The sequence below is a fragment of the Paraburkholderia sp. 40 genome (assembly GCF_050434105.1).
Classification (GTDB): domain Bacteria; phylum Pseudomonadota; class Gammaproteobacteria; order Burkholderiales; family Burkholderiaceae; genus Paraburkholderia; species Paraburkholderia tuberum.
Map to the genome: position 1 here is coordinate 1046523 of NZ_JBNPVY010000004.1, position 23134 is coordinate 1069656.

Below are 23134 nucleotides of genomic sequence, written 5' to 3' on the forward strand. Positions count from 1 at the left end.
CCTCCAGGAGAGCAGCGATGAGCAAAACGACGGAAAAATCCCAAGGCGACGCAAAAAGCGCGGCCGACAACGAATCGAAAAGCGAGGCCAGCGCCCAGACCGAGGATTTCGCGCATCCGCACCACGCCGTGCATAGCGACAACGCGAAGAGCAAGATGCCCGAGCGCCACGACGAAGGTCACAAGCAGTCCCCGGCGGACCGTCCGGGCAAAAAGCCCGGCGAGGGCGAACCGTCAGTCGGTTGAAAAAATAGAACCCTATATCAGAGCGGCCCTGGCTGCGTCGTGCACCCGGGCCGCATCACTTTTCCCTTCCAGTACCTTTCTGTAAGCAAACATTTCTTCCTCATTTTTACCGAATATTTTTTTGACGCCTTGGACTATTTTGCTGCTTGCAGCAAGGTGTGCGCCTGCGAACCGGCTGCCGCTTCCGCCGGTTTTTGCCGCTTCCGATCGATAAAAGGCGTCATCATGTCCAACGCGTCAAGTTCTCCCCTCGCCCGTGCGGCGGTCGCCCATGTGTCCATCTGCGTGCCCACCTGCAATCGTCCCGACCTGCTGATCGAATGCGTCGACTCGTGCCTCGCGCAAAGCTATCCGCATGTCGAAATCGTGATTGGCGACGATTCGACGGACGCGCGCTCGCGGCAACTGATCTTGCAGCGTTACCGCGACGAGCCGCGCGTACGCTACGAGAAGCACGAGCCGCCGCTTGGTCAGGCGCGCAATGTGTCGAGCCTGTTCGAGCGGGCGCGCGGCGACAAGATCCTGCTGATCCACGACGACGATCTGCTGACGAGCGACGCCGTCGACAAACTCGTGTCGTTATGGCAGCGCTATCCGCGGCTCGATGCGGCATTCGGTGCGCAATACGAAGCGGATCACGACGGCGCGATCGATCTCGCCGCGAGCGCGCGCCTGAACGAGGCGTTCCGGCGCACTGAGGCCCGCGAGGGTCTCCAGCCGCTCGCGGGCCGCACCGGCCTGATCCAGATGTTTCCGAACAACGGCTGGATGGCCGACGCGCGGCTCGTCAAGCGGGTCGGCTACGACGCGCGGTATGGCGTCTGCTGCGACTACGTGTTCGGCACCGAGCTATGCCTGGCCGCGCGCGAGGTGTTTTATCTGCACGACTATGTGTCGGTGTATCGGAAGACCGCGACGTCGGTCTCGCACAGCACGCGCGGCACGAGCATGGCCGCAACGTTGAGCGCCTATGCGTTCGTGAAGTCGCTGCGTCTGCCGGCGCCGCTCGAACCGTCGCGGCGGCAGGCGCTGCGGCGGCTCGTACCGATCGCGGTGTCGATTCACGCGAGAAACGGCGAGGCGCGCGCGGGCTGGCGGATCGCGAGCGCGCATCTGTTCGCCTACAACTACGGCTTTAGCGCGCGGCTTTGCTACCATCTGCTGATGCTGGCGCGCGCGGCCTGGCGTGGCCGTCTGCCGATGCCGCGCGCGGCGGCCGAGGCTGTCGCCGGCGTAGCGGCGACGCCTTCGATGGCGACGGTCGCGGCCGTTGGCGGGGCCACGGTGAATGAGGCCGCGAGGGTCGATGAGTTCGTCGACAACGGGCCGAAGCCGATATGAGCTGCGACAGGCGCGTCGCGACCGGCGCGAGCGGGTGCAAGGCGATTTTCTGCCAGGCATTCCCTGCTTGGCAAACGCGTATTCGTTACCTGGTCCCGCCCGCGCCGCTGATTACGATGAGCACGAGCCGTCTTCGCAGCAGAGGTGTTTCGCCATGTCAGACAATACGTGGTTCAAGCCGCGCGTGATCGAACCGGTCGTCGATGATCAACCCGAAGGACTAGGCCTCGCGGTCGAGTTATGGTTCGCGCAACCGATCGACGGCATCGCCGGCCGCGCGGTGCAGATTCATCTGCGCAGCGGCGCGAGGATGGAACAGGCCGAGAGCTTGTGCGACCTGCTGCATGCGTGGGGGACATGGATCGTCGTCAGTTGAGCGAAGCGCGCTGATCCTCGCTTGCGGATTGACGCGCAAACGTCGATGCCATGAAAAACAGCGGCCCGGTTGCCCTGGACCGCCGCCTGAACGCTGCCACCGCGGCACGACGTTTCGCCGTGTCCGACTAGCGGTTCACGGCTCGTGCCGCAGATACCCTTCCGACGACGGATCGCGCATGCGCAGCGACACGATACCCGCGAGTGCACACAGCGCCGTCACGTACCAGAAGAACATCGTCTCGACACCGGCCGACTTCAGCCACAGCGCGACATATTCGGCCGAGCCGCCGAAGATCGCATTGGCGACCGCATACGACAGCCCTACGCCAAGCGCACGCACTTGCGGTGGAAACATTTCCGCCTTGATCAGGCCGCTGATCGACGTATAGAAGCTGACGATCGCGAGCGCCACCACGACCAACGCGAAGGCCGCATACGGGCTCGTCACGTCTTTCAGCGCATGCAGCAGCGGCACCGTGCCGAGCGTCGCGAACAGGCCGAAACACAGCATCGAACGGCGCCGCCCGATGCGGTCCGACAACGCGCCGAACGCCGGCTGCATCAACATGTAGACGAACAACGCGGCGGTCATCACCGAGCTCGCGGTCTTCGCGTGCATGCCGGCCGTGTTGACCAGGTACTTTTGCATGTAGGTGGTGAACGTATAGAAGATCAGCGAGCCGCCGGCCGTGAAGCCGAGCACCGTCATGAACGCGGTCTTGTGCTCCCACAGCCCGCGCAGCGTGCCCGCTTCCTTGCGCTGGCGCATCGCCGCGGTGGTGGTTTCATCAAGGGATTTACGCAGATAGAGCGCGATCAACGCGGCGATGGCGCCAATCACAAACGGCACACGCCAGCCCCACGCCTTCAGCTCTTCGGTCGTCAGCGTCTGTTGCAGGGTCACGAGCACGAGCAGCGCGCACAGTTGGCCGCCGATCAGCGTCACATACTGGAACGACGCGAAAAAGCCACGCCGGCCCTTCAACGCGACTTCGCTCATATAGGTCGCGCTGGTGCCGTATTCGCCGCCCACCGACAGCCCCTGCAACAGCCGCGCGAGCAGCAGCAACGCCGGCGCGAGCGCGCCGATCTGCGCGTAGGTGGGCAGCATCGCGATCACCAGCGAGCCGCCGCACATCATGAATACCGACACCATCATCGCGGTGCGGCGACCACGTTTGTCGGCGAGCCGTCCGAAGAACCAGCCGCCAATCGGCCGCATCAGGAAGCCCGCGGCGAACACGCCGGCCGTGTTCAGCAACTGCGTGGTCGTGTTGCCGCTCGGGAAGAACGACGGCGCGAAGTAAAGTGCCGTGAACGAATACACATAGAAGTCGAACCACTCGACGAGATTGCCCGATGAAGCGCCGACGATTGCAAAAATGCGGCGCCGCGTGTCGTGCGCCGAGGCCACGACGTATTGTTCGGTTTGGTCGTTCATGCTGGTGTCTTTCCTTATTTAAACGAGGAGGACGGTCGTGGCGCCGCCTTGATGTCGCGCGCCCAGCCAGAGCGACCGTCGCGGGTGCGCGAATTTTACATAAATGAAAGCACAGGAAGGTTTTTTGTCAGCGTGGCCTGATGAAAGCCCTGGGTCGGCCGGATTTGCGCACCAACAGAACGAAGCCCCTGCCAGTTGGGGACTGGCAGGGGCTTGACGGGCGACACGGACCGCTCAGGCGGGAGTCAGGCGGCGCTCAGATTCTCACGGACGGCGGCATATACCGGCAGTCGTAGCGTTTTCTGACGGTACCGTTTTCGTCGACGCTCTCGAGGTACACGTCGAACTGCCACAAGCGCGCCATGTGCTTGAGCACCTCCTCGCTATCCGACGACAGGTGCCGGTTGTCGCTCATGAAATGCCGCAACGTCAGGCTGCGATCGCCGCGTGTGTTGACGGCCCACACCTGAATGTTCGGCTCGCGGTGATGCATGTCGTACTGCCGCGACAACGCCTGGCGCACGTACTGGTAGCCGCTATCGTCGTGAATCGCCGACACTTCGAGCGCGTCTCGCATGTCGTCGTCGAGCACCGAGAACAGGCGCATTTCGCGGATCAGATGCGGCGACAGATACTGCGCGATGAAGCTCTCGTCCTTGAAGTTGCGCATCGCATAGTGCATCGCGGGCAGCCACGGACTGCCGGCCAGATTCGGAAACCACTTGCGGTCTTCGTCGGTCGGCGCTTCGCAGATGCGCCGGATATCGCTCATCATCGAAAAGCCCAGCGCATACGGATTGATGCCGCTGTAATACGGCTTCGTGACCGGCGGCTGATAGACGACGTTGCTGTGTGAATGGAGAAACTCCATCATGAAGCCGTCTTCGAGCTTGCCCTGGTTGTACATCGTATTGAGCAGCGTGTAGTGCCAGAACGTCGCCCAGCCTTCGTTCATCACCTGCGTCTGCCGCTGCGGATAGAAGTACTGACCGATCTTGCGCACGATGCGGATCACCTCGCGCTCCCACGCTTCGAGCAGCGGCGCGTTTTTCTCCGCGAAATACAGCAGGTTTTCCTGCGGCTCGGGCGGATAGCGCCCCTCGACCTCTTCGGGCAGCGGCGTATGGCGCGTGGGCAACGTGCGCCACAACTCGTTGACTTGCGACTGCAGATACGCCTCACGTTCGCGACGCGCGGCGAACTCCTTCTGGAGCGACAGCTTCTGCGGCCGCTTGTAGCGGTCCACGCCGTAATTCATCAGCGCGTGGCACGAGTCGAGCAATTCCTCGACGCGATCGAGCCCATAGCGCTGCTCGCATTCCGCGATGTAGTTTTTCGCGTAGACGAGGTAGTCGATGATTGCGTGCGCGTCCGTCCATAAGCGGAACAGATAGTTGCCCTTGAAGAACGAGTTGTGGCCGTAGGCCGCATGCGCGATGACGAGCGCCTGCATCGTCATCGTGTTCTCTTCCATCAGATAGGCGATGCAGGGGTTCGAATTGATGACGATTTCGTACGCGAGCCCCATCTGGCCGCGGCGATAGCTTTTTTCGGTAGCAAGGAAATGTTTGCCGAACGACCAGTGACGGTAGTTCACCGGCATGCCGACGGACGCATAGGCATCCATCATCTGTTCGGCGCTGATGAGTTCGAGCTGGATCGGATATACGTCAAGCTCGTATTGCTCCGCAACACGGGCAATATGCGAGTCGTACTCTTCGATCAATTCGAAGGTCCAGTCGGACGGGCACGGCAGAGGCCGTCTATCGGCTACGTTCATACGGACTTCCCTTTGCCCTCGTTGGGCGTTCCGGCGTGTCCGGTGCTGCAGCATCGCGGACTGCTCCGGCGCGAGCGGCCCCGTGCTGGCCGTTCACGCCTCGGCATGCCCCGACTGTCGCTGCGGCACGCCTTTGTTGCGCTGCGGCGCGGTCATACGGCGGGTCACCCCTTGTCGTACGAATCGCCGCGCGCTTCGTCGTTCAGGCGCTTCGTGCGCCACCAGTATCCCATCAGGAAGTCGCCGCCTGCTTCTCGAACAGCTCGCGAAACACCGGATAAATATCGGCCGCGGTTTCGACCTTCTTCATCGCCATGTGCGGTTGCGACAGCGCCAGTTGCGCGTATTCGAGCCACAGATTCTGCTCTTCGGGCGTCACCTGAATATACGCAAAATACCGCACCTTCTCCAGGATGTCATCCGAGAGTATTTTGCGGCACTTCGGCGAGTCGTCGGTCCAGTTGTCGCCGTCGGACGCCTGGGCGCCGTAAATGTTCCATTCAGTCGGCGAGTAGCGCTCGTCCATCACCTTGCGCATCAGTTCGAGCGCGCTCGACACCACGGTGCCGCCGCTTTCTGTCGAGTGGAAGAACGTGTCTTCGTCGACTTCCTCGGCGCGCGTGTGGTGGCGAATGAACACGACTTCGATGCGCTCGTAGTTACGCTTCAGGAACAGGTACAGCAGGATGAAGAAGCGCTTCGCGAGATCCTTGCGCTGCTCGTCCATCGAACCGGACACGTCCATCAGACAGAACATCACCGCCTGGCTCGACGGCGTAGGCTGCTTCACGCGATTCACGTAACGCAGATCGAACGGATCGATGAACGGAATCCGCCAGATGCGTCCTTTCAGATGGTGGATTTCGTCTTCGAGCAGCTTGATCTCTTCGCGGCGATCGGCGGGATCGGCTCTCAACTCTTCGAGCTGCCGCTCCATTTCGTGCAGCTGGTTGACGAGCGGCGCGCCGAGCGCGATGCGCCGGCCGAGCGCGCTGCGCAACGAGCGCACCACGTCGATATTGTTTGGCGTGCCCTCCGCGGCCCAGCCCGCGCGGACGCTTTTCCACGTCGGCACGGCCATCAGATGGGTCTTGACGAGACGCGGCAGTTCGAGGTCGTCGAAGAAATACTGCATGAACTCTTCGCGGCTCAGCTCGAACACGAAGTCGTCCTGACCCTCGCCCTCGTTGCTGGCCTGACTGCCTCCGCCGCCGCCACCGCCGCCTTGCGGGCGCTGGATCTTGTCGCCACGGATGTAGTCCGAGTTGCCGGGATGCACCATCTCGCGCCGGCCGCCCGCTCCATGACGGAACGACGGCTCCGCGATGTCCTTGCGCGGAATGGTGATGCTCTGGGTGTTCTGGATGTCCTTGATGCTGCGATCGCGCACCGCCTCCGAAACGGCACGACGAATATAGTTTTTGACGCGGCGCAAAAAGCGCTCACGGTTCGCAATACTCTTGTTCTTGCCTGCCAACCTGCGGTCGATGATTTGATGAAGCACGCCCGGTCTCCCGTCCATGCAACCGCGATTCCCTGCGGCCGCACTAATATTTCGGGTGCGCGAGACGCCCGCCGCGCAGTGCAATGCTATGCGGCTTGCGCCTCGCCGGTTGCCCGTACGGTCGAACCGTACGGGCGGCACACCATGAGTATCATGCGCGCATCATGACGACTTGCGCACGCGCAGATACCAGTCGCACAGCAAGCGCACCTGCTTCGGCGTATAGCCCTTCGCCACCATGCGATTGACGAAGTCTTCATGCTTGCGCTGCTCTTCGGCCGAGCCTTTCGCGTTGAACGAGATCACCGGCAACAGCTCTTCCGTGTTCGAGAACATCTTCTTTTCGATCACGACGCGCAGCTTCTCGTAGCTGATCCACGCGGGGTTCTTGCCCGCATTCGCAGCCCGCGCACGCAGCACGAAATTCACGATCTCGTTGCGGAAGTCCTTCGGATTGCTGATGCCCGCGGGCTTCTCGATCTTCTCCAGCTCGGCGTTCAACGCGGCACGGTCGAAGCTCTCGCCGGTGTCGTGGTCGCGGAACTCCTGATCCTGGATCCAGAAGTCCGCATACGTGACATAGCGGTCGAAGATGTTCTGACCGTACTCGGAGTACGACTCCAGGTACGCGGTCTGAATCTCCTTGCCGATGAACTCCGCATAGCGCGACGCGAGCACGTCCTTGATGAAGGACAGATACTTCTGCTCGGTTTCCGGCGGGAACTGCTCGCGTTCGATCTGCTGTTCGAGCACGTACATCAGATGCACCGGGTTGGCCGCGACCTCGGTCGAGTCGAAGTTGAACACGCGCGACAGAATCTTGAACGCGAAGCGGGTCGATACGCCGGTCATGCCTTCGTCGACGCCCGCGAAGTCGCGATACTCCTGATACGACTTCGCCTTCGGGTCCGTGTCCTTCAGATTCTCGCCGTCGTAGACCTGCATCTTCGAGAACAGGCTCGAGTTCTCCGGCTCGTGCAAACGCGTGAGCACGGACAACTGCCCCATCATCTTCAGCGTGCCCGGCGCGCAGACCGCGTTGGCGAGCGACGAGTTGCGCAGCAGCTTCTCGTAAATCTTGACCTCTTCGCTATAGCGCAGGCAGTACGGCACCTTGACGACGAAGATCCGGTCGAGCAGTGCCTCGTTGTTACGGTTGTTGCGGAATGCCTTCCATTCCGATTCGTTCGAGTGAGCGAGGATGATGCCGTCGAACGGAATCGCGCCGAAGCCTTCCGTGCCCTTGAAGTTGCCTTCCTGGGTCGCGGTGAGCAGCGGGTGCAACACCTTGATCGGCGCCTTGAACATTTCGACGAACTCGAGCAGGCCCTGATTCGCGAGGCACAGGCCGCCCGAGTAGCTGTACGCGTCGGCATCGTCCTGCGCGTACTGTTCGAGCTTGCGGATGTCGACCTTGCCGACCAGCGACGAAATGTCCTGATTGTTCTCGTCGCCCGGTTCGGTCTTCGAGATAGCGATCTGGCGAAGGATCGACGGATAGCGGCGCACCACGCGGAACTTGCGGACGTCGCCGTTGTACTCGTGCAGGCGCTTGACCGCCCACGGACTCAGAATGCCTCGCAGGTAGCGACGAGGAATGCCATATTGCTCTTCGAGGATCGGACCGTCTTCCTCGTAGTCGAACAGACCGAGCGGCGATTCGTTGACGGGCGAGCCCTTGATCGCATAGAACGGCACGCGTTCCATCAATTGCTTCAGACGTTCCGCGATCGACGACTTGCCGCCGCCGACCGGTCCTAACAGATACAGGATCTGCTTCTTTTCTTCGAGCCCCTGGGCCGAATGCCGGAAGTAGGCGACCACCTGCTCGATCACCTCTTCCATTCCGTAGAATTCACGGAATGCGGGGTATACCTTGATGACCTTGTTCGCGAAGATACGCGATAAACGCGGATCGTTGCGAGTGTCGATCTGTTCCGGTTCTCCGATTGCCGTCAACATGCGTTCGCCCGCAGTGGCGTACGCGGCGGGATTGTCTTTGCAGAGCGCGAGATACTCCTCGAGCGAGAGTTCGTCCTCCCGTGTTTTCTCGAAGCGGGTCGCGAAACTGCTGTAGATATCCATGCTACCTCCTCGCCGAAGTCTGGGGCGATGTCGTGCGCGGCGCGCTATTCGGAAACGACATCGCTCGAATTCATCCTAAACCCTTTTAAATTTTTTTTCACGGACTACGTTGCGAAAATCGCGCCGCAACCGCCACGCTACAATCCTCACCTGGAAACAAAGATTCGACCACCTACAATTTTTTTTGCTCACGCAGCAACCAATCACATCATCTGCTGCACCGCTGTATCGCTACTTTCTTCAGCACCGCATCGCTAGTCAGTGCTCCTGCACGACTTCGCCGGACCGCTGCATCGCGTCATGTCACCGCGTTGCTATTGCACATCCCGTACCCGCACCGTCGACCCTCCACCAAAATGCGGCTGTCTGCGCACGCACACTTCGTCACGAAAAGCATGCACGTGATGAGCACGCGGCGCTCTCATAGGGTGTGGCAGCGGCAAAGTTGCAACAAATGCATTCGAACAGGTTAACGATTCAAAGACTGCCACCGTTTCAAATTCGCCAAAATAAAAACGGCTGCACGCGGGCAGCCGTTTGGAATCAAGCGTTGTAATTTGCGGTTACAAGCGCCGCAGCATCGATCAGGTCAGTTCAATTTCCACTTCACCCAATCCGTCGATATGACCACGCACGATGCCGGGTTCGTCGATCTTGTGCGCGCCGACGTATGAACCGGTGGTCAAGGTCCAGTTGCGCTCGATCGTGATGCCCATCGCCGCGCAATGGTTGACGAACCACACGAGCAGCTCGCGCGGATCGCCTGCCGGATTGCCGGTCACTTCCGGTATCAGCGAGCGGCCGTTGAAACTCAGCTCCAGTTCCGGCGACACGAAGTCGAAGCCGCGCGCGAGGCTCGCATAGACGGCCGGATGGCCGGTGATCAGCGCGCCGTTGTTCTGCGCGTCGGCCAACTGCGCGAGCGGCGCGACGTTCGGCCATTCGGCGAAGCGGCTGTCGACGATCTCGATGGCCGGCAGCACGGCGCCGACCTTCGACAGTACCTCGTCGCGCGCATACGCCTGAGCGCGCGGCTCGATCGTCACGTCGAAGCGGAACGCGATCTCGAGCTCCACCAGCACGCGAAAGAATCCGTCATGCGCGAGCCTCGCTGGCGACGGCATCACCAGCGAGGCCGGAATCGGTGCGCCCGACGCGGCGCCGCCCGGCGACTTCGCGCCGATCTTCCACGCGCCGGTCGACTCGCCGAGGCCCACGATCACCGCCTGCTGGATCGCGTAGGCGGTGGCCGCGTCGGGCGGCAGGCTGTCGGGTGCGGGCGCGTCGATCGGCCGGCGCTGCCGGCGTGCCTCGACGAGGCGTTGCGCAAGATCGTATCGCGTCATGTCGGTTCTTTGTGGCTGGCGCATGGCAGGGTTCGCAGGACGTGGCAATATGTGGGAGCCACCTGTTGGAGGTGCGGGCAGCCGCGCACCGCGCAAACGGATCGGGGCCGTGCCCGTCAATGTACCGGATCGCGACACGCGCCGGTGAAAGGTGGCGGCGCGCAAACGTTAATTCTTGCCGGAGCTGAAAAAAACCGCGCATGGGGCGTCCAGGCGCGGCTGTTCGCGAAGCGATCGTCGCGAGTGCGACGCGGATGCCGGACAGCTAGCGAACGGGAACGGTTGTTGCGCCGAACGGCGCGTCTCGACTCACCTGACGCACGACAGCGCCGCTGCCCATGTACACCTGAATCCGAGCCAGCTCAGAAGGTCTCCCAATCCTGATCGCTGCCGGCCGTCGCCGCGGACCTGGCCGGCGCGCGCGTGGACGTGGACGCGGCCGCTACCTGCGGCGTGACAGCGGCCGCGGCCGGAATCGATGACTTCGCCGGCAACGCCGCCTGCGCGGTAGCCGGCGTGAGCTTGCGTGCGCGTGTTGCGACCGGGCTCGTGGACACCGGGCGCTTCGGCGCAGCAAGCGCCGACGCCGCTTCGTGACCGCCACGGCCGCTGTCATCGACCTGGAACACCGCGACCGCGCTGCGCAGCCGCGCCGCCTGCTCCTCGAGCGACGACGCGGCGGCGGCCGCTTCTTCGACTAGCGCCGCATTCTGCTGCGTGACCTCGTCCATCTGCGTGACCGCGCGCGCGACCTGGTCGATGCCGCCGCTCTGCTCCTCCGACGCCGCCGCGATCTCGCCCATGATGTCGGTCACGCGCTGCACCGCGCCGATGATTTCGCTCATCGTGCGGCCGGCCTCGTCGACGAGCGCCGAGCCCGACTGCACGCGCTCGACCGACGTATCGATCAGCTCCTTGATCTCCTTGGCCGCCGCCGACGAACGCTGCGCGAGGCTGCGCACTTCGCCCGCGACGACCGCGAAGCCGCGCCCCTCCTCGCCGGCGCGCGCCGCCTCGACGGCTGCGTTCAACGCGAGGATGTTGGTCTGGAAGGCAATGCCTTCGATGATCGAGATGATGTCGGCGATCTTCGCCGAGCTCTGGTTGATGTCGCCCATCGTGCCGACCACCTGGCCGACCACCGCGCTACCCTTGTTGGCGATCTCGGACGCGTTGGCCGCGAGCGCGCTCGCCTGGCGCGCGTTGTCGGCATTCTGCCGCACCGTGCCGGTCAGCTGCTCCATGCTCGAGGCGGTTTCCTGCAGCGCCGACGCCTGCTCCTCGGTCCGCGACGACAGGTCAATGTTGCCCGCCGCGATCTGGCGCGTCGCGGTCGCGATCGACTCGCTACCGCCGCGCACGCTGCGCACCGTTTCGGTGAGACTGCGCTGCATTCTGGCGATTCCTTCGAGCAGTTGCCCCATTTCGTCGCGCGATGTCGCGATCACCGGACGACGCAGATCGCCGGCCGCGATCGCATCGAAGTGGCCGAGCGCTTCCTCGAGCGGACGCGCGATCGAGCGGCTCAGCGTCAGATACGACAGCGCCGCCGCCAGCACGCCGATCACCAGCGCGCCGATGCTGACCACGCGGAACGTCTGGAAACTGCTCTGCGCGGAGTCGAAGCCCTGCCTGGCCGAATCGAACTGGTATTTGCGCAGCGCGTCGTCGGCGCCGACGAGGTCGTTGAAGACGACCTGCAGATTCTTCGCGTCCTCGACCAGCTTGCCCTGATCGTTCGCCGTGATCGCCGCCGCGAATGTTTCGAGTTGCTGATGCAGCGCGTTGCGCTTCGCGGCGACGTCCTGCGCAAGCCGGTCTTCGTCCGCGTTGCGTGGCAGATCGAGATATTTTTTCCACCACATGTCGGATGTGCCCCCGAGCATGCGCCCGCGCTCGATGGTGGTGGCCGCTTCCGGTGTGCCGACCAGGAACGCGGCGCGGTCGAGCGCGAGTCGTTCGCGAGCCGCGTAGATTTCCGCGTTGCCGATGTTCACCGCACTCGGCATCGCGTTGGTGAACGTGTCCTCATAGGCGTCGTTCGAACGGCTCATGCCGAACACACCGAAAACGCCGATCGCAACCAGCAACGCGGCGAGGAACGCCATCGTGAGGCCAATTCGCGCCTTGATCGTGATGCCTTTATTCAACATGCTTGGTCCTGTGTGCTGTACTCAGTGAGCGGCTGCTGCCTACGCAGCGTGGGGGCGGCGTGTGTTAGGTCCGGCGCTTTTTTTGAAAGAGCGCTCTAATTTCCGTTTACGGCAGCGCACTCATAGACTTGAAGCATTTAAAAGGTATGAACAAAGACGTTGTTGGACGTTGAAAGCAAGTTGACTGGAAACGAGTGTGTTCGCGGCCCGCAGGGGAAACGCGGCGATATTCGTCAAAGCACGATTTTTGACGTCTTGGCGGCGGGAATGGGTGGAGATGCGGGCCGTTCGGAGTCGCCCGAAGCGGTGGCAGGACAGTTCGATCAGGCAACGTGCGCGGTGCCAATGCCGCCGCGGCATCAGTCCAATGCGTCGACCTCGGAGCGCGTCGGAATCGATGGCTGCGCGCCCGCGCGCGTCACCGATAGCGCGGCGGCGCGCTGCGCGAAGCGGATTGCCGCATCGACGCTCGCGCCCTGCGCGAGCTGCGCCGCGAAGCCGCCGATGAAGGTGTCGCCGGCCGCGGTCGTGTCGACCGCCTCGACGCGCGGCGCGTCGTACAACGTCGCGCCCGCGCCTTCGAGCGACGCGTGCACGCCGCGCGCACCGAGCGTGACCAGCACGTTGCGCGCGCCGGCCGCGCGCAATGCGGCAGCGGCCCGTGCGGCGTCCTCGGGCGAGTCGACGGGGAGACCGCTCAGCGCGGCGGCTTCGAGTTCGTTCGGAATCAGGTAGTCGATCAGCGGCAGCCAGTCGGCCGGCAACGGGCCGGTGGCGGGCGCCGGATTCAGGATCACGATCTTACCGAGCCGCCGCGCCGCCGCCAGCGCGGCGCGCACCGATTCGGGCGGGGTTTCGAGCTGACAGATCACGACGGCGGCGGCGGCGAGCGTCGCTTCGTGTCGCGCGATGGTGGCCGGCGTGACCTCGCCGTTGCTGCCCGCGACGATCACGATCGCGTTCTGGCTCGCATCGTCGACGACGATCAGCGCAACACCGCTCGGCTCCCTGCCGGTTTCGAGCGCGGCGCAGTCGATGCGCTCCGCTTCGAGGCCCGCGCGCAGCTGCGCGCCATTCGCATCGGCACCGACGCAGCCGAGCATCGACACCTGCGCGCCGAGCCGCGCGGCCGCGACCGCCTGGTTGCCGCCCTTGCCGCCCGCGACCTGCGCGAAGCCGCGGCCGGCCAGCGTCTCGCCCGGTTGGGGCAGGCGTGGCGAACGCACCACGAGGTCCATGTTCAGACTACCGACCACCGTGACGCGTGCGCGCGTTGGGTTGCTTGCCACTCGAGTGTCCTCCGTTGCGCGACGGGTCGCGTCGCTATTGCGAGCGCGTCCTTCGAGCGCCCCTAATGCGTCCTTGAACCGGCGCATCAGGCCGCCAGATCCCGCCGTTCCTCGCCCGCCCATGTCGCGGTGGACTCCCGCACGATCAGCCGCGGCGACACCACGCGGCGGCGCGCAGGCGCCCGCGCGGTGCTGTTCGACGACGCCTCGGCGATCCGGTCGATCAGCGTCTGCGCGGCCGTGTCGCCAAGCGCGCGCACCGACTGTCCGACCGTCGACAGCGACGGGAACGTGAAGCGGCCCAGCTCGATATCGTCGAAACCGATGATCGAGCAATCGCGCGGCACGCTGATATTGCGCTCCGCCGCCGCGCGCAACGCGCCGATGCCCATCATGTCGTTGCCCGCGAAAATCGCCGACGGCCTGACCGTATCGAACAGCTGCGCGGCAGCGCGATGTCCGCCCGTCCCCGAAAAATCGCTTTCGACGATCGCATCGGCCGGAATCTCGATGCCACGCTCGGCCATCGCGCGAATGAAGCCGTGCACCCGCATCGCGCTGACCGCGGTCCGCACCGGCCCCGTGATGCAACCGATCCGCACATGCCCGAGCTCGAGCAGATGACGGGTGGCCAGATACGCGCCCTTCTCGTGATCGATCTGCACGAGGTCCGCGCTGACTCCCTCGATGTTGCGGTCCACCACCACGAGCGGCTCGCGCGCGTCGGCGAGCGCCTGCGCGAGCACGGCGTCGTCGCCGGCCGACGCGACGATCAACCCGTCGATGCGTTTTTCCTGCAGCACGCGCAGATAGTTGCGCTGCTTCGCGGGGTCATCGTCGGAGTTGCAGAAGAATACGCAGTAGCCATTGCGCGCGCAGCCGTCCTCGATGCCGCGCGCGAGCTCCGCGAAATACGGGTTCGTGCTGTTCGGCACCACCAGTCCGATCGTCGCGGTCGAGCGCGCCTTCAGCGAGCGCGCGACCGCCGACGGCACATAGTGCAGTTGACGGATCGCGTGCTCGACTTTCGCGCGCACATCGGCCGACACCGGCCGCGAGTTGTTCACGACGTGCGATACCGTCGTGAACGACACGCCCGCCACCGCCGCTACATCCTTGATCGTCGTCATAACCTGTTGCTCTCCTGTCGAACGGAGTTAGCGCTTTAGCGCTTACTCCGGTCCCATGCGGTTTCATCGCGGTCGAACGGAGTTAGCGCTTTAGCGCTTACTCCGGTCCCATGCACTCATTCATCGGTACGCGGCGGCGCACACCTCAGGCGCGTTTGCGACGGCTGCGGTACGTATCGAGCACCACCGCCACCACGATCACCGCGCCGGTGATCATGCGCTTGGTCGGCTCGTTCGCGCCGATCTGCGCGAGGCCCGCCGCCAGCACCGAAATGATCAGCACGCCAAAGAACGTGCTGATAACCGAACCGCGCCCGCCCATCAGACTCGTGCCGCCGATCACGACCGCCGCGATCACCTGCAGCTCCAGGCCGACACCCGCATTCGGATCGGCCGCCTCGAGCCGCGAGATCTGGAACAGCGCCGCGAGTCCGGACAGCGCGCCCATCAGCGCGAACACGATCACCTTGTACGGCCGCGGATTGACGCCCGCGAGCCGCACCGCTTCCTCGTTGGTGCCGATCCCGACCAGATAGCGCCCGAACACCGTGCGCGTCAGCACCAGCTGCGCGATCACCATCACCGCGACCGCGATCAGAAAGGCCGGCGAGATGCCAAGCGCGATCGGGTTCGACAGAAAATCGAACGCATCGCCGATATACGCGGTGCGCGAATTGGTCATCTGATACGCCATGCCGCGCGCCGCCTCGAGCACGCCGAGCGACACGATGAACGACGGAATTCGCCAGCCCACCGTCACCGCGCCGGTCACGGTGCCGGTCAGCGCCGCGACCGCGACCCCGAGCAGCGCGCCGGCAGCTGGCCCCCAGCCCCACTTCAGCGTCACCACGCTGACCACCGACGCCCCGAGCGCGAGCACCGAGCCCACCGACAGATCGATCCCCGCGATGATCAGCACGAAGGTCATGCCGACCGACATCACGACGAGATCCGGAATCTGGTTCGCGATCGTGCTGAACGTGTCGTAGGTCAGAAAGTGCGAACTCAGCAGCGAGAACAGCACGATCATCGCGAGCAGCGCTCCGGCGAGGCCCAGGTAGTTCGAAAAGCCGAGCCGCGTGCCGGCCGGCTTGCCGCTCGCGAGCGGCGCCGACGGATCGGCGGGCGGCGTCACGGCGGGCGCGTCCGGCGCACCGCCTTGCTTGCCGTCCTGCTGGCCGTCCAACTGGCCGTCCAACTGGCCGTCCTGTTTGACACCCGCCGCCTCGCGCCACGATTGATCGGTCATCACAGACTCCCTGCTTCGTTGACGCCGTGCGTGTGCAGCAGCGCGTCACGGCCGCGGTAGCCGGCGAACGCAGCCGCGAGCAGCGCATCCTGGCTCCAGCTCGCGCGCTCGAACACGCCTGTCATGCTGCCCGCCGACATCACGCCGATCCGGTCGCAGATCAGCATCAGTTCGCGCAGATCGCTCGACACCACGACGAGCGCGCGGCCGGCGCGAGCGAGCGCGCCCATCAGGCCGTAAATATCGAACTTCGCGCCGACGTCGATGCCGCGCGTCGGTTCGTCGAACAACAGCACGCGGCAGTCGCGCGCGAGCCAGCGGCCGATCACGACCTTCTGCTGGTTGCCGCCCGACAGCTCGCCGACGATCTGCGCGGGCCCCGAGCTGCGAATCCGCATCGCGGCGATCTGCTTGTGCGCCAGCGCGTTCTCGCGCTTCGCGTCGACGAGGCCGCGCCGCGCGACGCTGCCGAGATTGCCGAGCGACAGGTTGGCCGCGATCGGTTGCGGCAGCAGCAGGCCTTCGCCCTTGCGGTCTTCGGTGATCAGCGCGATACCCGCGCGTACCGCGTCCGCCGGCGAGTCGATTCGCACCGGCGTAGGCGGCGCGCCCGGCGTCGCGGCGAGCGACACGCTGCCGCCGTCCTTGCGGTCGGCGCCGTAGATGAGCCGCATCAGCTCGGTGCGGCCCGCGCCGATCAGTCCGCTCACACCGAAAATCTCGCCCGCGCGCACCTCGAACGACACGTCGCGCACGACCTTGCCGCGCGCGAGCCGCTCCACTTTCAGGAGCGGCGCGCCGATGTTGCGCGCGCCGAGATCGATACGCTCGCCGAGCTCGCGGCCGACCATCCACGTGACGATCTGCTCGCTCGTCAGGTTCGCCATCGCGTCGACATACACGAGGCGGCCGTCGCGCAGCACCGCGACCCGTTCGGCGACCCGCGCCAGCTCTTCGAGCCGGTGCGAGATATAGACGAGCGCGACGCCGCGAGCCTTGAGCCGCCCGATCTGCTCGAACAGCAGATCGACCTCGCGCGCGGTCAGCATCGCGGTGGGCTCGTCGAGGATCAGCACGCGGCAGTCGTCGATCAGGTTGCGGGCGATCTCGACCATCTGCTGATGACCGATGCCCAGTTCGCCGACCAGCGTGTCGGGATCGATCGCGTCGAGCCCGACCTGCGCCATCGCCTCGCGCGCGTTCTCGCGCAGCTTGCCGCGATCGATCCAGCCGAAGCTGAACGCGCCCGCACGCGGCAGCCGGTTCAGGAACAGGTTCTCGGCGACCGACAGCGTAGGCAGCAGATTCAACTCCTGCATGACCATGCGCACGCCGAGCGCCTCGGCCTCGGTGCGGCTCGCGGGCACGTACGGCGCGTCGGCAAGCCGCATCGTGCCCGCGCTCGCTTCGACCAGCCCGCCGATGATCTTCGACAGCGTGCTCTTGCCCGCGCCGTTCTCGCCGGTCAACGCCAATACCTCGCCCGCTCGCAGCGACAGCGATACGTCGGCGAGCACCGGTTCGGCATAGGTCTTGCCGATGCCGCTGACGCTCAGTACGACAGGCAAGGCGTCGTGGTCGGTCGAATCCATCGCGCTCCTGGTTGCATGGCGCTTCTGGCGCCCTCGTGGCGCCCCGGCGGTCCGCTGCGCTTGCCGCACAGCACACCGCGCCCGGCTGCCACGAGTCATGGCGGCCCACTGCGCGGGAATGCACAGGCGCTCATGGCCGCGCTCCCTCTCGCCACGCGAGCCGCCGCCATGACGCTTATCTCTGGGATTAACGGCGGTGCGGCGGGATTCTTGAGCGTTCGTTGAATAAAAGCGGATCGCTGGGTGGTGGTTTGCCTCTAAAACATGCTATCCGCATAATTCGTGGCGATTTTTACGGCTTCCCGTGCGCTTTTCCGGCTCGCCCGGCTCGTGCTTCACGCCGGGCGCGGCGCGCTTACTTCAGGGTGTCCTTCGTCACCAGATCGACCGGCGTTTCGACGACGCCCGATAGCTGCGACTGCTTCTTGTTTTCGCTCAGCGCCTTCAACGCGGTATCGATGCCGAACACGGCCTGCTTCGCCGCGTACTGGTCGGCGGTGGCGAGCACGCGGCCATCCTTCAGCATCGGATGGATCGCGTTGATGTTGTCGTAGCCGACCACCAGCACCTTGCCCTGCTTGCCGGCCGCGCGCACGGCCGACACCGCGCCGATCGCCATGTTGTCGTTGCCGGCGAGCAGCGCCTTCAGGTTCGGATACTCGTTGAGCATGGCCGATGCGACCGCGTTGCCCTTGTCGATTTCCCACTCGCCCGACTGCACCGACACGATCTTCGCGCCGACGGCCTGCATCGCGTCCTTGAAGCCCGCGGTACGCTGCTGCGCGTTGGTGGTGGTCGACACGCCTTCGAGGATGCCGACCTCGTCGCCGGCCTTCAGGCGCTTCGCGAGGTAGTCACCGACGAGCCGCGCGCCCTTGCGATTGTCGGGGCCGACGAACGGCACGTTCAGGTCTTTCGACTTCAGCACGTCCTGATCGAGCCGGTTGTCGATGTTGACGACGATGATGCCCGCGTCGGCCGCCTTCTTGACGACCGGCACGAGCGCCTTCGAATCGGCCGGCGCGAGCACGATCGCGTCGACCTTCGACACGATCATCTGCTCGACGATGCGGATCTGGTTAGCGGTGTCGGTTTCGTCCTTGATGCCGTTGGTGATCAGGTCGAACTTGCCGGGGTTCTGCTTCTGATAGTCTTTCGCTCCGGTCTCCATGGTCAGGAAGAACTCGTTGGCGAGCGACTTCATTACGAGCGCGACCTTCGGCTTATGAGCCGGGGCGTTCTGCGCGTGGGCGGCGGAAAAAGGCAGGACGGCGGAGGCGGTGGCGAGAACTGCGGCGGCAAGAATGCGACGACGGGTTCGATGGCTCATGCGTATCTCCAGAGTTGTCAGGCTCGCGGGCGAGCCGTATTTTTTGTGATGCGCAAACGTTTGCGAGGCCTATTCTCAGCGCACGCCTTTCGGAATGTCAACGATTCGCAGTGTTGCAACGCACCTGCGCGCAACATCTGCGGCGCCGCAATGCGCTCGATCGATCCGGGCAGCGTGTGGCAAGGGTCCCTCGCTCAGTCCGTGCAGTCGATGACGCCTGTGCGTCGCGTGCGGCGCGACACACAGGCCGCTTATGCTGGCCTGGTATCGCGCGCGCCGCAAGTGAAACCCCGAGGAAATTGAAAGGTGCGCCAGCTACAACCAGCCGGCCTTGCGAAAACGCCGGTACAGCACGAAGTCGATCGCCAGCATCACCACCAGAACGACCGGATAGCCGAACTTGAAATGCAGCTCGGGAATGCGCTCGAAGTTCATCCCGTAGATGCCGGCGATCATGGTCGGCACCGCGAACAGCGCGGCGAACGAGCCGAGCCGCTTGGTGATTTCGCTCTCGGCGAGCGAGATCATGCCGAGGTTCACCTGCACCGCCGTGACGACGATTTCGCGGCGCCCCTCGATGGTTCTGACGATCCGGTCGAGGTGATCGTAGACGTCGCGGAAGTACGCCTGCATGCCTGCGCAAACACTCGGAATGCGGCCGCCCGTCAGTTTGCCGACCGCTTCCTGCAGCGGCACGATATGGTGCTGCAGGATCACGAGCCGGCGCTTCATCGTGTACAGGTCCTGCACGATCGCGCGCGAGGCGGCCGAATCGTTCTTCTCGAAGATGCGGTCCTCGAGCGTTTCGAGCTCGGTGCTCATCGCCTCGACGATCGGGAAATAGCGGTCGACCACGTCGTCGATCAGCGCGTACAGCACGAACGCCGAGCCCTCCTTCAACAGATGCGGCTCGTGCTCGCAGCGCGCGCGCACGCTCTTGAAGCCGGTGCGCGTGCCGCGCCGCACCGACAGCACATAGTTGCTGCCGACGAACACGTCGACTTCGCCGATCACCAGCTCGCCTGTCTCATCCATCTCGACCGTGTGCATCACGGTGAAGACCGAATCGCCGTACTCCTCGATTTTCGGGCGCTGATGACCGTGTTGCGCGTCTTCGATCGCGAGCTCGTGCAGATTGAATTCGTCTTTCATGGCCGCGAGTTCCTCGGGCTCCGGGTCTTTCAGCGCGACCCAGACGAAGCACTCGGGCCGCGCGACGTAGTCGCTGATGCTGTCGATATCGATGTCGGCGAGTTTCCGGCCGTCCTGATAGGCGGCGCAATTGATCAGCATGTTCGGATTACCTTGCATACAAAGCAGACCTCGCCACCCTCTCACGTAAGCATCGCGTAAGACGGTCGACGGGTCTGCATGAACGGACAAGCACGCTTCCAGGCCGCTTGCATCAGCCGCCATGTTAAGGCGCGATACCTAAGCCGCGCGTATCCAATTGTTAATGCTCGACCGCACGCTACTGCGCGACCCGCTGCAGGCCGATGCGGTGATCGTCGTTGAACGTGACCGAGGCGCGGTTCGTGTAGCGCGGGTCGGCCGTCACGACGAAGTTCAGCTCGATGACCGGATCGAACTGCGTCGATACGCCGATCCGATGCGCGCCGGGCGGCAGATAGAACACCACGTGCTCGCCGTTCATCAGGTCGGTCACGCGCTCGCCGTCGATATAGACGAGCGCATTGCGGAACCGCACGATCACGTCGCGCGAACGCTCGCGCCGCACGTCCACCGCGACGAGGCCGGAGCCCGGCGCCGTATAGCCCTGTCTGACGATGCGCTCGGCAGGCACCGGTTTGAACGGTACCGGCTCGGCCGGCGTCGACGCGCAGCCGGCCAGCGTGAGCACGCTGAGCGCGACGCATGCGGCCAACGCGGCGCAGCGTGCGGACCCGGCCATCCGTGCGGCTCGGCAGCGGCAAGACAGGCGCATCGGCATGCTGGTTCTCCCCTGTGCTCCCGATTGCGGCCCGAGTTTCCGACTACGCGGGGTGGGTCGTCGCTCCGTGTCCGCCGGTTCGGCGGACACGGTACGCTCGTACGCATGACCGTTTCGCATCATAGCAACGCGCGGACATTCCGCCAGCCACGGTGCACGGAGCTCGGGCGCCGCGCCTCTTGCATGGCGCGGCGTTCTTCTTCATGATCGGTGCAGGCGGCCGCGCTCGCGGCTGGCCATCGTCGGTTGCCGGCATGCCTGTCGATCCGCGTCGCCGGACGCACGATCAAGGAGACTGCGATGTGGTATTTCACCTGGATTCTCGGCGTGGGTGTGGCGCTCGGCTTCGGCATCATCAACGTGATGTGGCTCGAGACCAACGGCACGTTCGCGCGCGACCCGCGCCCCGAAGCCGCCGCCGCGCCGCGTGAGGACAGGCCTGCGTGACTTCTCTGGTTTTCTTTTGCGGTCATGCGGGCACGGGCAAGACGACGCTGGCGAAAAAACTGCTCGGCCCGCTGATGAAAGTGAGCGGCACCCCCTTCTGCCTGCTCGACAAGGACACGCTGTACGGCGGCTATAGCGCGGCCGCGATGGCGATGCTGACCGGCAATCCGAACGATCGCGACAGCCCTCTTTTCCTGCAGCATCTGCGCGACCCCGAGTATCGCGGCCTCATCGATACGGCGCGTGACAATCTCGAACTCGGCATCAGCGCGTTGGTCGTCGGCCCGCTGTCTCGCGAGGTGCGCGAGCGGCGGCTGTTCGATCATGCGTGGCTCGGCGTCGCGCCGGACGTGAGGTTGCGTGTCGTGTGGGTGCGGACCTCGGAGGACGTGGCGCGGCAGCGGATCGTCGCGCGCGCGAATCCCAACGATGCGTACAAGCTCGCGCACTGGGACGACTACCGGCGGCGGCGCTTCGAGCCGAGCGGCGCGAGTCGCGAGGGTCTGCTGATGTTCGACAATACCGCGCCCAGTTCGGCGGACCATGAAGCGCTCGTCGCGCAAATCGTGGCTGGATGACGGCCCTCCCTTCTGTCTGGCGAGTGCCGCGCTGGCCCGATGATGGCTGAAAAACGGAAAATCCCCGTACGTCGGCGACGTACGGGGATTTTCATTCGACGCGAGCCCGGCCGGCCTCAAACCGTCGCCATCGCCTCCAGCGACTGCCCTTCGTACAACTTGCCGAAGCGGTTCGCCAGAAAATCGCCGAGCGACACCTGCTCCTGGCGCACGAAGCCCTTTTGCGGCAGCTTGCGCTCGCGGAACAGATCGAGCACCGCGCACATCGCGCCGGCGGTCGTGATCTGAATCGCGCTCATCGGCACCCCGCAGACGGTCTTCGCGAAGATCTTGCGCGTGAACACCTCCTGCACGAGCTGACCGTCGCGCATGCCGCTCACGGTGATGAACACCAGCACGACATCTTGCGCGGTCGACGGCACCGAGCGGCGCATGATGGTCTTTAGCGTATCGCGGTCGCTCGACAAACGCAGGTCTTCGAGCAGGAACTGCATCAGGTTCCGATGACCCGGATAGCGCACCGACTTGTAGTCGAGCGATTCGACGCGGCCCGCCAGCGTTTCGCACAGCGTGCCCAGCCCGCCCGACGTGTTGAACGCTTCGTACTCGGTGCCGTCGAGCGAGAAATGCTCGAGGCCTTCGAGCGGCTGCACCCATTGCGTGCGGCCATCGCGGATGGCCTCACACGGCTGGCAGTACTCGTTGATCAGGCCGTCGACGCTCCACGTCAGGTTGTACTTCAGCGCATTGGTCGGAAACTCGGGCAGCGCGCCGACGCGCATCTTCACGTCGCGGATTTCCGTGAAGCGATTCGCGAGCTCGTGCGCGGCAATGCCGATGAAGCCCGGCGCGAGACCGCACTGCGGCATGAATGCGTGATCGGCATCTTCGGCGATCGCGCGGATCGCGTGCGTCGCGCGTACGTCCTCGGTCAGGTCGAAATAATGGACATCCGCGCCCTTCGCGGCCGATGCGACGTTGACCGCGAGGTAGTACGGCAGCGCGTTGATCAGCACGTCGAAGCCCTGGATCGCGGCGCGCAGCACGGCGGCGTCGGCGGAATCGATGCGGCGGGTGGGAATGCCCTGGGCGGCGAGCTTGTCGAGCGCGTGCTGATCGCGGTCGAACGCGACGACTTCGTAGTCGCCCGTCTCGCGCAGCATATGGGCAATGGTGTGACCGATCAGACCTGCGCCAACGATAGCTACTTTCATCTGCTTCTCCTTGTTATCCATGTGCTGTCTGCGAGCTTGGGAAGTGCACCGCGTGTTGCGCGCGGCGCCTGCGGGCCGAAC

The 23134-nt window shown here is 64.4% G+C and carries 19 protein-coding genes; 5 read left to right on the plus strand and 14 right to left on the minus strand.

Going from position 1 to position 23134, the window contains the following annotated elements; genetic code table 11:
• Positions 1 to 17 precede the first annotated feature (17 nt).
• The 3 genes from OKW28_RS26460 (at position 18) to OKW28_RS26470 (ending at position 1962) form a co-directional block, all read left to right on the plus strand.
• Positions 18 to 245, plus strand: coding sequence for a hypothetical protein (locus tag OKW28_RS26460; RefSeq protein ID WP_429450146.1), 228 nt, complete (start codon positions 18 to 20; stop codon positions 243 to 245).
• A 225-nt stretch (positions 246 to 470) separates the two neighbouring features.
• Positions 471 to 1586 (plus strand): glycosyltransferase family 2 protein, encoded by a 1116-nt coding sequence (locus OKW28_RS26465; protein ID WP_429450148.1) that lies wholly within the window; start codon positions 471 to 473, stop codon positions 1584 to 1586.
• Positions 1587 to 1740: 154 nt separating this feature from the next.
• Complete coding sequence (locus OKW28_RS26470; protein WP_429450150.1) at positions 1741 to 1962, plus strand: hypothetical protein; 222 nt, start codon at positions 1741 to 1743, stop codon at positions 1960 to 1962.
• A 135-nt stretch (positions 1963 to 2097) separates the two neighbouring features.
• Here OKW28_RS26470 and OKW28_RS26475 read toward each other — a convergent pair whose 3' ends face one another.
• The 13 genes from OKW28_RS26475 to OKW28_RS26535 form a co-directional block, all read right to left on the minus strand.
• Positions 2098 to 3405: an MFS family transporter gene (locus OKW28_RS26475; protein ID WP_187619489.1), complete on the minus strand. Its 1308-nt coding sequence runs from the start codon at positions 3403 to 3405 to the stop codon at positions 2098 to 2100.
• Between the two features lie 256 nt (positions 3406 to 3661).
• Complete coding sequence (locus OKW28_RS26480; RefSeq protein ID WP_429450151.1) at positions 3662 to 5239, minus strand: SpoVR family protein; 1578 nt, start codon at positions 5237 to 5239, stop codon at positions 3662 to 3664.
• A gap of 178 nt (positions 5240 to 5417) precedes the next feature.
• The gene (locus OKW28_RS26485; RefSeq protein ID WP_429450153.1) at positions 5418 to 6689 is read right to left on the minus strand and encodes a YeaH/YhbH family protein; all 1272 of its coding nucleotides are present in this window, start codon (positions 6687 to 6689) and stop codon (positions 5418 to 5420) included.
• Between the two features lie 162 nt (positions 6690 to 6851).
• Positions 6852 to 8774 (minus strand): PrkA family serine protein kinase, encoded by a 1923-nt coding sequence (locus tag OKW28_RS26490; RefSeq protein WP_429450155.1) that lies wholly within the window; start codon positions 8772 to 8774, stop codon positions 6852 to 6854.
• A gap of 584 nt (positions 8775 to 9358) precedes the next feature.
• Positions 9359 to 10120 carry a 2-keto-4-pentenoate hydratase gene (locus tag OKW28_RS26495; RefSeq protein ID WP_090805819.1) on the minus strand — a complete coding sequence of 254 codons (762 nt, stop codon included), beginning with the start codon at positions 10118 to 10120 and terminating at the stop codon, positions 9359 to 9361.
• A gap of 362 nt (positions 10121 to 10482) precedes the next feature.
• On the minus strand, positions 10483 to 12273 hold the full coding sequence (locus tag OKW28_RS26500) for a methyl-accepting chemotaxis protein (RefSeq protein ID WP_429450157.1): 1791 nt from the start codon (positions 12271 to 12273) through the stop codon (positions 10483 to 10485).
• Positions 12274 to 12632: 359 nt separating this feature from the next.
• Positions 12633 to 13562, minus strand: coding sequence for a ribokinase (gene rbsK / locus OKW28_RS26505; protein WP_429450159.1), 930 nt, complete (start codon positions 13560 to 13562; stop codon positions 12633 to 12635).
• Between the two features lie 86 nt (positions 13563 to 13648).
• A complete protein-coding gene (locus OKW28_RS26510; RefSeq protein ID WP_429450161.1) occupies positions 13649 to 14692 on the minus strand; it encodes a LacI family DNA-binding transcriptional regulator in 1044 nt (347 codons plus the stop codon).
• 145 nt (positions 14693 to 14837) lie between these two features.
• Complete coding sequence (locus OKW28_RS26515) at positions 14838 to 15941, minus strand: ABC transporter permease (protein WP_429450162.1); 1104 nt, start codon at positions 15939 to 15941, stop codon at positions 14838 to 14840.
• The gene (locus OKW28_RS26520; protein ID WP_429450164.1) at positions 15941 to 17533 is read right to left on the minus strand and encodes a sugar ABC transporter ATP-binding protein; all 1593 of its coding nucleotides are present in this window, start codon (positions 17531 to 17533) and stop codon (positions 15941 to 15943) included. Before OKW28_RS26520 ends, OKW28_RS26515 begins: the two co-directional genes overlap by 1 nt.
• 355 nt (positions 17534 to 17888) lie before the next feature.
• Positions 17889 to 18863, minus strand: a complete 975-nt coding sequence (locus OKW28_RS26525) for a sugar ABC transporter substrate-binding protein (protein WP_429450165.1) — start codon at positions 18861 to 18863, stop codon at positions 17889 to 17891.
• A gap of 315 nt (positions 18864 to 19178) precedes the next feature.
• Positions 19179 to 20156 (minus strand): magnesium/cobalt transporter CorA, encoded by a 978-nt coding sequence (corA, locus tag OKW28_RS26530; RefSeq protein WP_429450167.1) that lies wholly within the window; start codon positions 20154 to 20156, stop codon positions 19179 to 19181.
• Between the two features lie 178 nt (positions 20157 to 20334).
• Positions 20335 to 20775: a hypothetical protein gene (locus OKW28_RS26535; protein WP_429450169.1), complete on the minus strand. Its 441-nt coding sequence runs from the start codon at positions 20773 to 20775 to the stop codon at positions 20335 to 20337.
• 339 nt (positions 20776 to 21114) lie between these two features.
• Between OKW28_RS26535 and cydX the strand changes: the two genes are divergently transcribed.
• The gene (cydX, locus tag OKW28_RS26540) at positions 21115 to 21261 is read left to right on the plus strand and encodes a cytochrome bd-I oxidase subunit CydX (protein ID WP_429450171.1); all 147 of its coding nucleotides are present in this window, start codon (positions 21115 to 21117) and stop codon (positions 21259 to 21261) included.
• Complete coding sequence (locus OKW28_RS26545) at positions 21258 to 21839, plus strand: AAA family ATPase (protein ID WP_187610530.1); 582 nt, start codon at positions 21258 to 21260, stop codon at positions 21837 to 21839. Before cydX ends, OKW28_RS26545 begins: the two co-directional genes overlap by 4 nt.
• 116 nt (positions 21840 to 21955) lie before the next feature.
• On the opposite strand, the gene OKW28_RS26550 is transcribed toward OKW28_RS26545, so the two are convergent.
• Positions 21956 to 23053 (minus strand): saccharopine dehydrogenase family protein, encoded by a 1098-nt coding sequence (locus tag OKW28_RS26550; protein WP_090805828.1) that lies wholly within the window; start codon positions 23051 to 23053, stop codon positions 21956 to 21958.
• Positions 23054 to 23134 lie beyond the last annotated feature (81 nt).

Bases quoted from the DNA above. Each gene is read 5' to 3' on its own strand.
- OKW28_RS26510 (WP_429450161.1), bottom strand. From the start codon at position 14,692: ATGACGACGATCAAGGATGTAGCGGCGGTGGCGGGCGTGTCGTTCACG.
- OKW28_RS26535 (WP_429450169.1), bottom strand. From the start codon at position 20,775: ATGGCCGGGTCCGCACGCTGCGCCGCGTTGGCCGCATGCGTCGCGCTC.
- OKW28_RS26495 (WP_090805819.1), bottom strand. From the start codon at position 10,120: ATGACGCGATACGATCTTGCGCAACGCCTCGTCGAGGCACGCCGGCAG.
- OKW28_RS26525 (WP_429450165.1), bottom strand. From the start codon at position 18,863: ATGAGCCATCGAACCCGTCGTCGCATTCTTGCCGCCGCAGTTCTCGCC.
- OKW28_RS26475 (WP_187619489.1), bottom strand. From the start codon at position 3,405: ATGAACGACCAAACCGAACAATACGTCGTGGCCTCGGCGCACGACACG.
- OKW28_RS26515 (WP_429450162.1), bottom strand. From the start codon at position 15,941: ATGACCGATCAATCGTGGCGCGAGGCGGCGGGTGTCAAACAGGACGGC.
- OKW28_RS26550 (WP_090805828.1), bottom strand. From the start codon at position 23,053: ATGAAAGTAGCTATCGTTGGCGCAGGTCTGATCGGTCACACCATTGCC.
- OKW28_RS26520 (WP_429450164.1), bottom strand. From the start codon at position 17,533: ATGGATTCGACCGACCACGACGCCTTGCCTGTCGTACTGAGCGTCAGC.
- OKW28_RS26470 (WP_429450150.1), top strand. From the start codon at position 1,741: ATGTCAGACAATACGTGGTTCAAGCCGCGCGTGATCGAACCGGTCGTC.
- OKW28_RS26460 (WP_429450146.1), top strand. From the start codon at position 18: ATGAGCAAAACGACGGAAAAATCCCAAGGCGACGCAAAAAGCGCGGCC.
- cydX (WP_429450171.1), top strand. From the start codon at position 21,115: ATGTGGTATTTCACCTGGATTCTCGGCGTGGGTGTGGCGCTCGGCTTC.
- OKW28_RS26490 (WP_429450155.1), bottom strand. From the start codon at position 8,774: ATGGATATCTACAGCAGTTTCGCGACCCGCTTCGAGAAAACACGGGAG.
- OKW28_RS26500 (WP_429450157.1), bottom strand. From the start codon at position 12,273: ATGTTGAATAAAGGCATCACGATCAAGGCGCGAATTGGCCTCACGATG.
- OKW28_RS26465 (WP_429450148.1), top strand. From the start codon at position 471: ATGTCCAACGCGTCAAGTTCTCCCCTCGCCCGTGCGGCGGTCGCCCAT.
- corA (WP_429450167.1), bottom strand. From the start codon at position 20,156: ATGCTGATCAATTGCGCCGCCTATCAGGACGGCCGGAAACTCGCCGAC.
- OKW28_RS26480 (WP_429450151.1), bottom strand. From the start codon at position 5,239: ATGCTGCAGCACCGGACACGCCGGAACGCCCAACGAGGGCAAAGGGAA.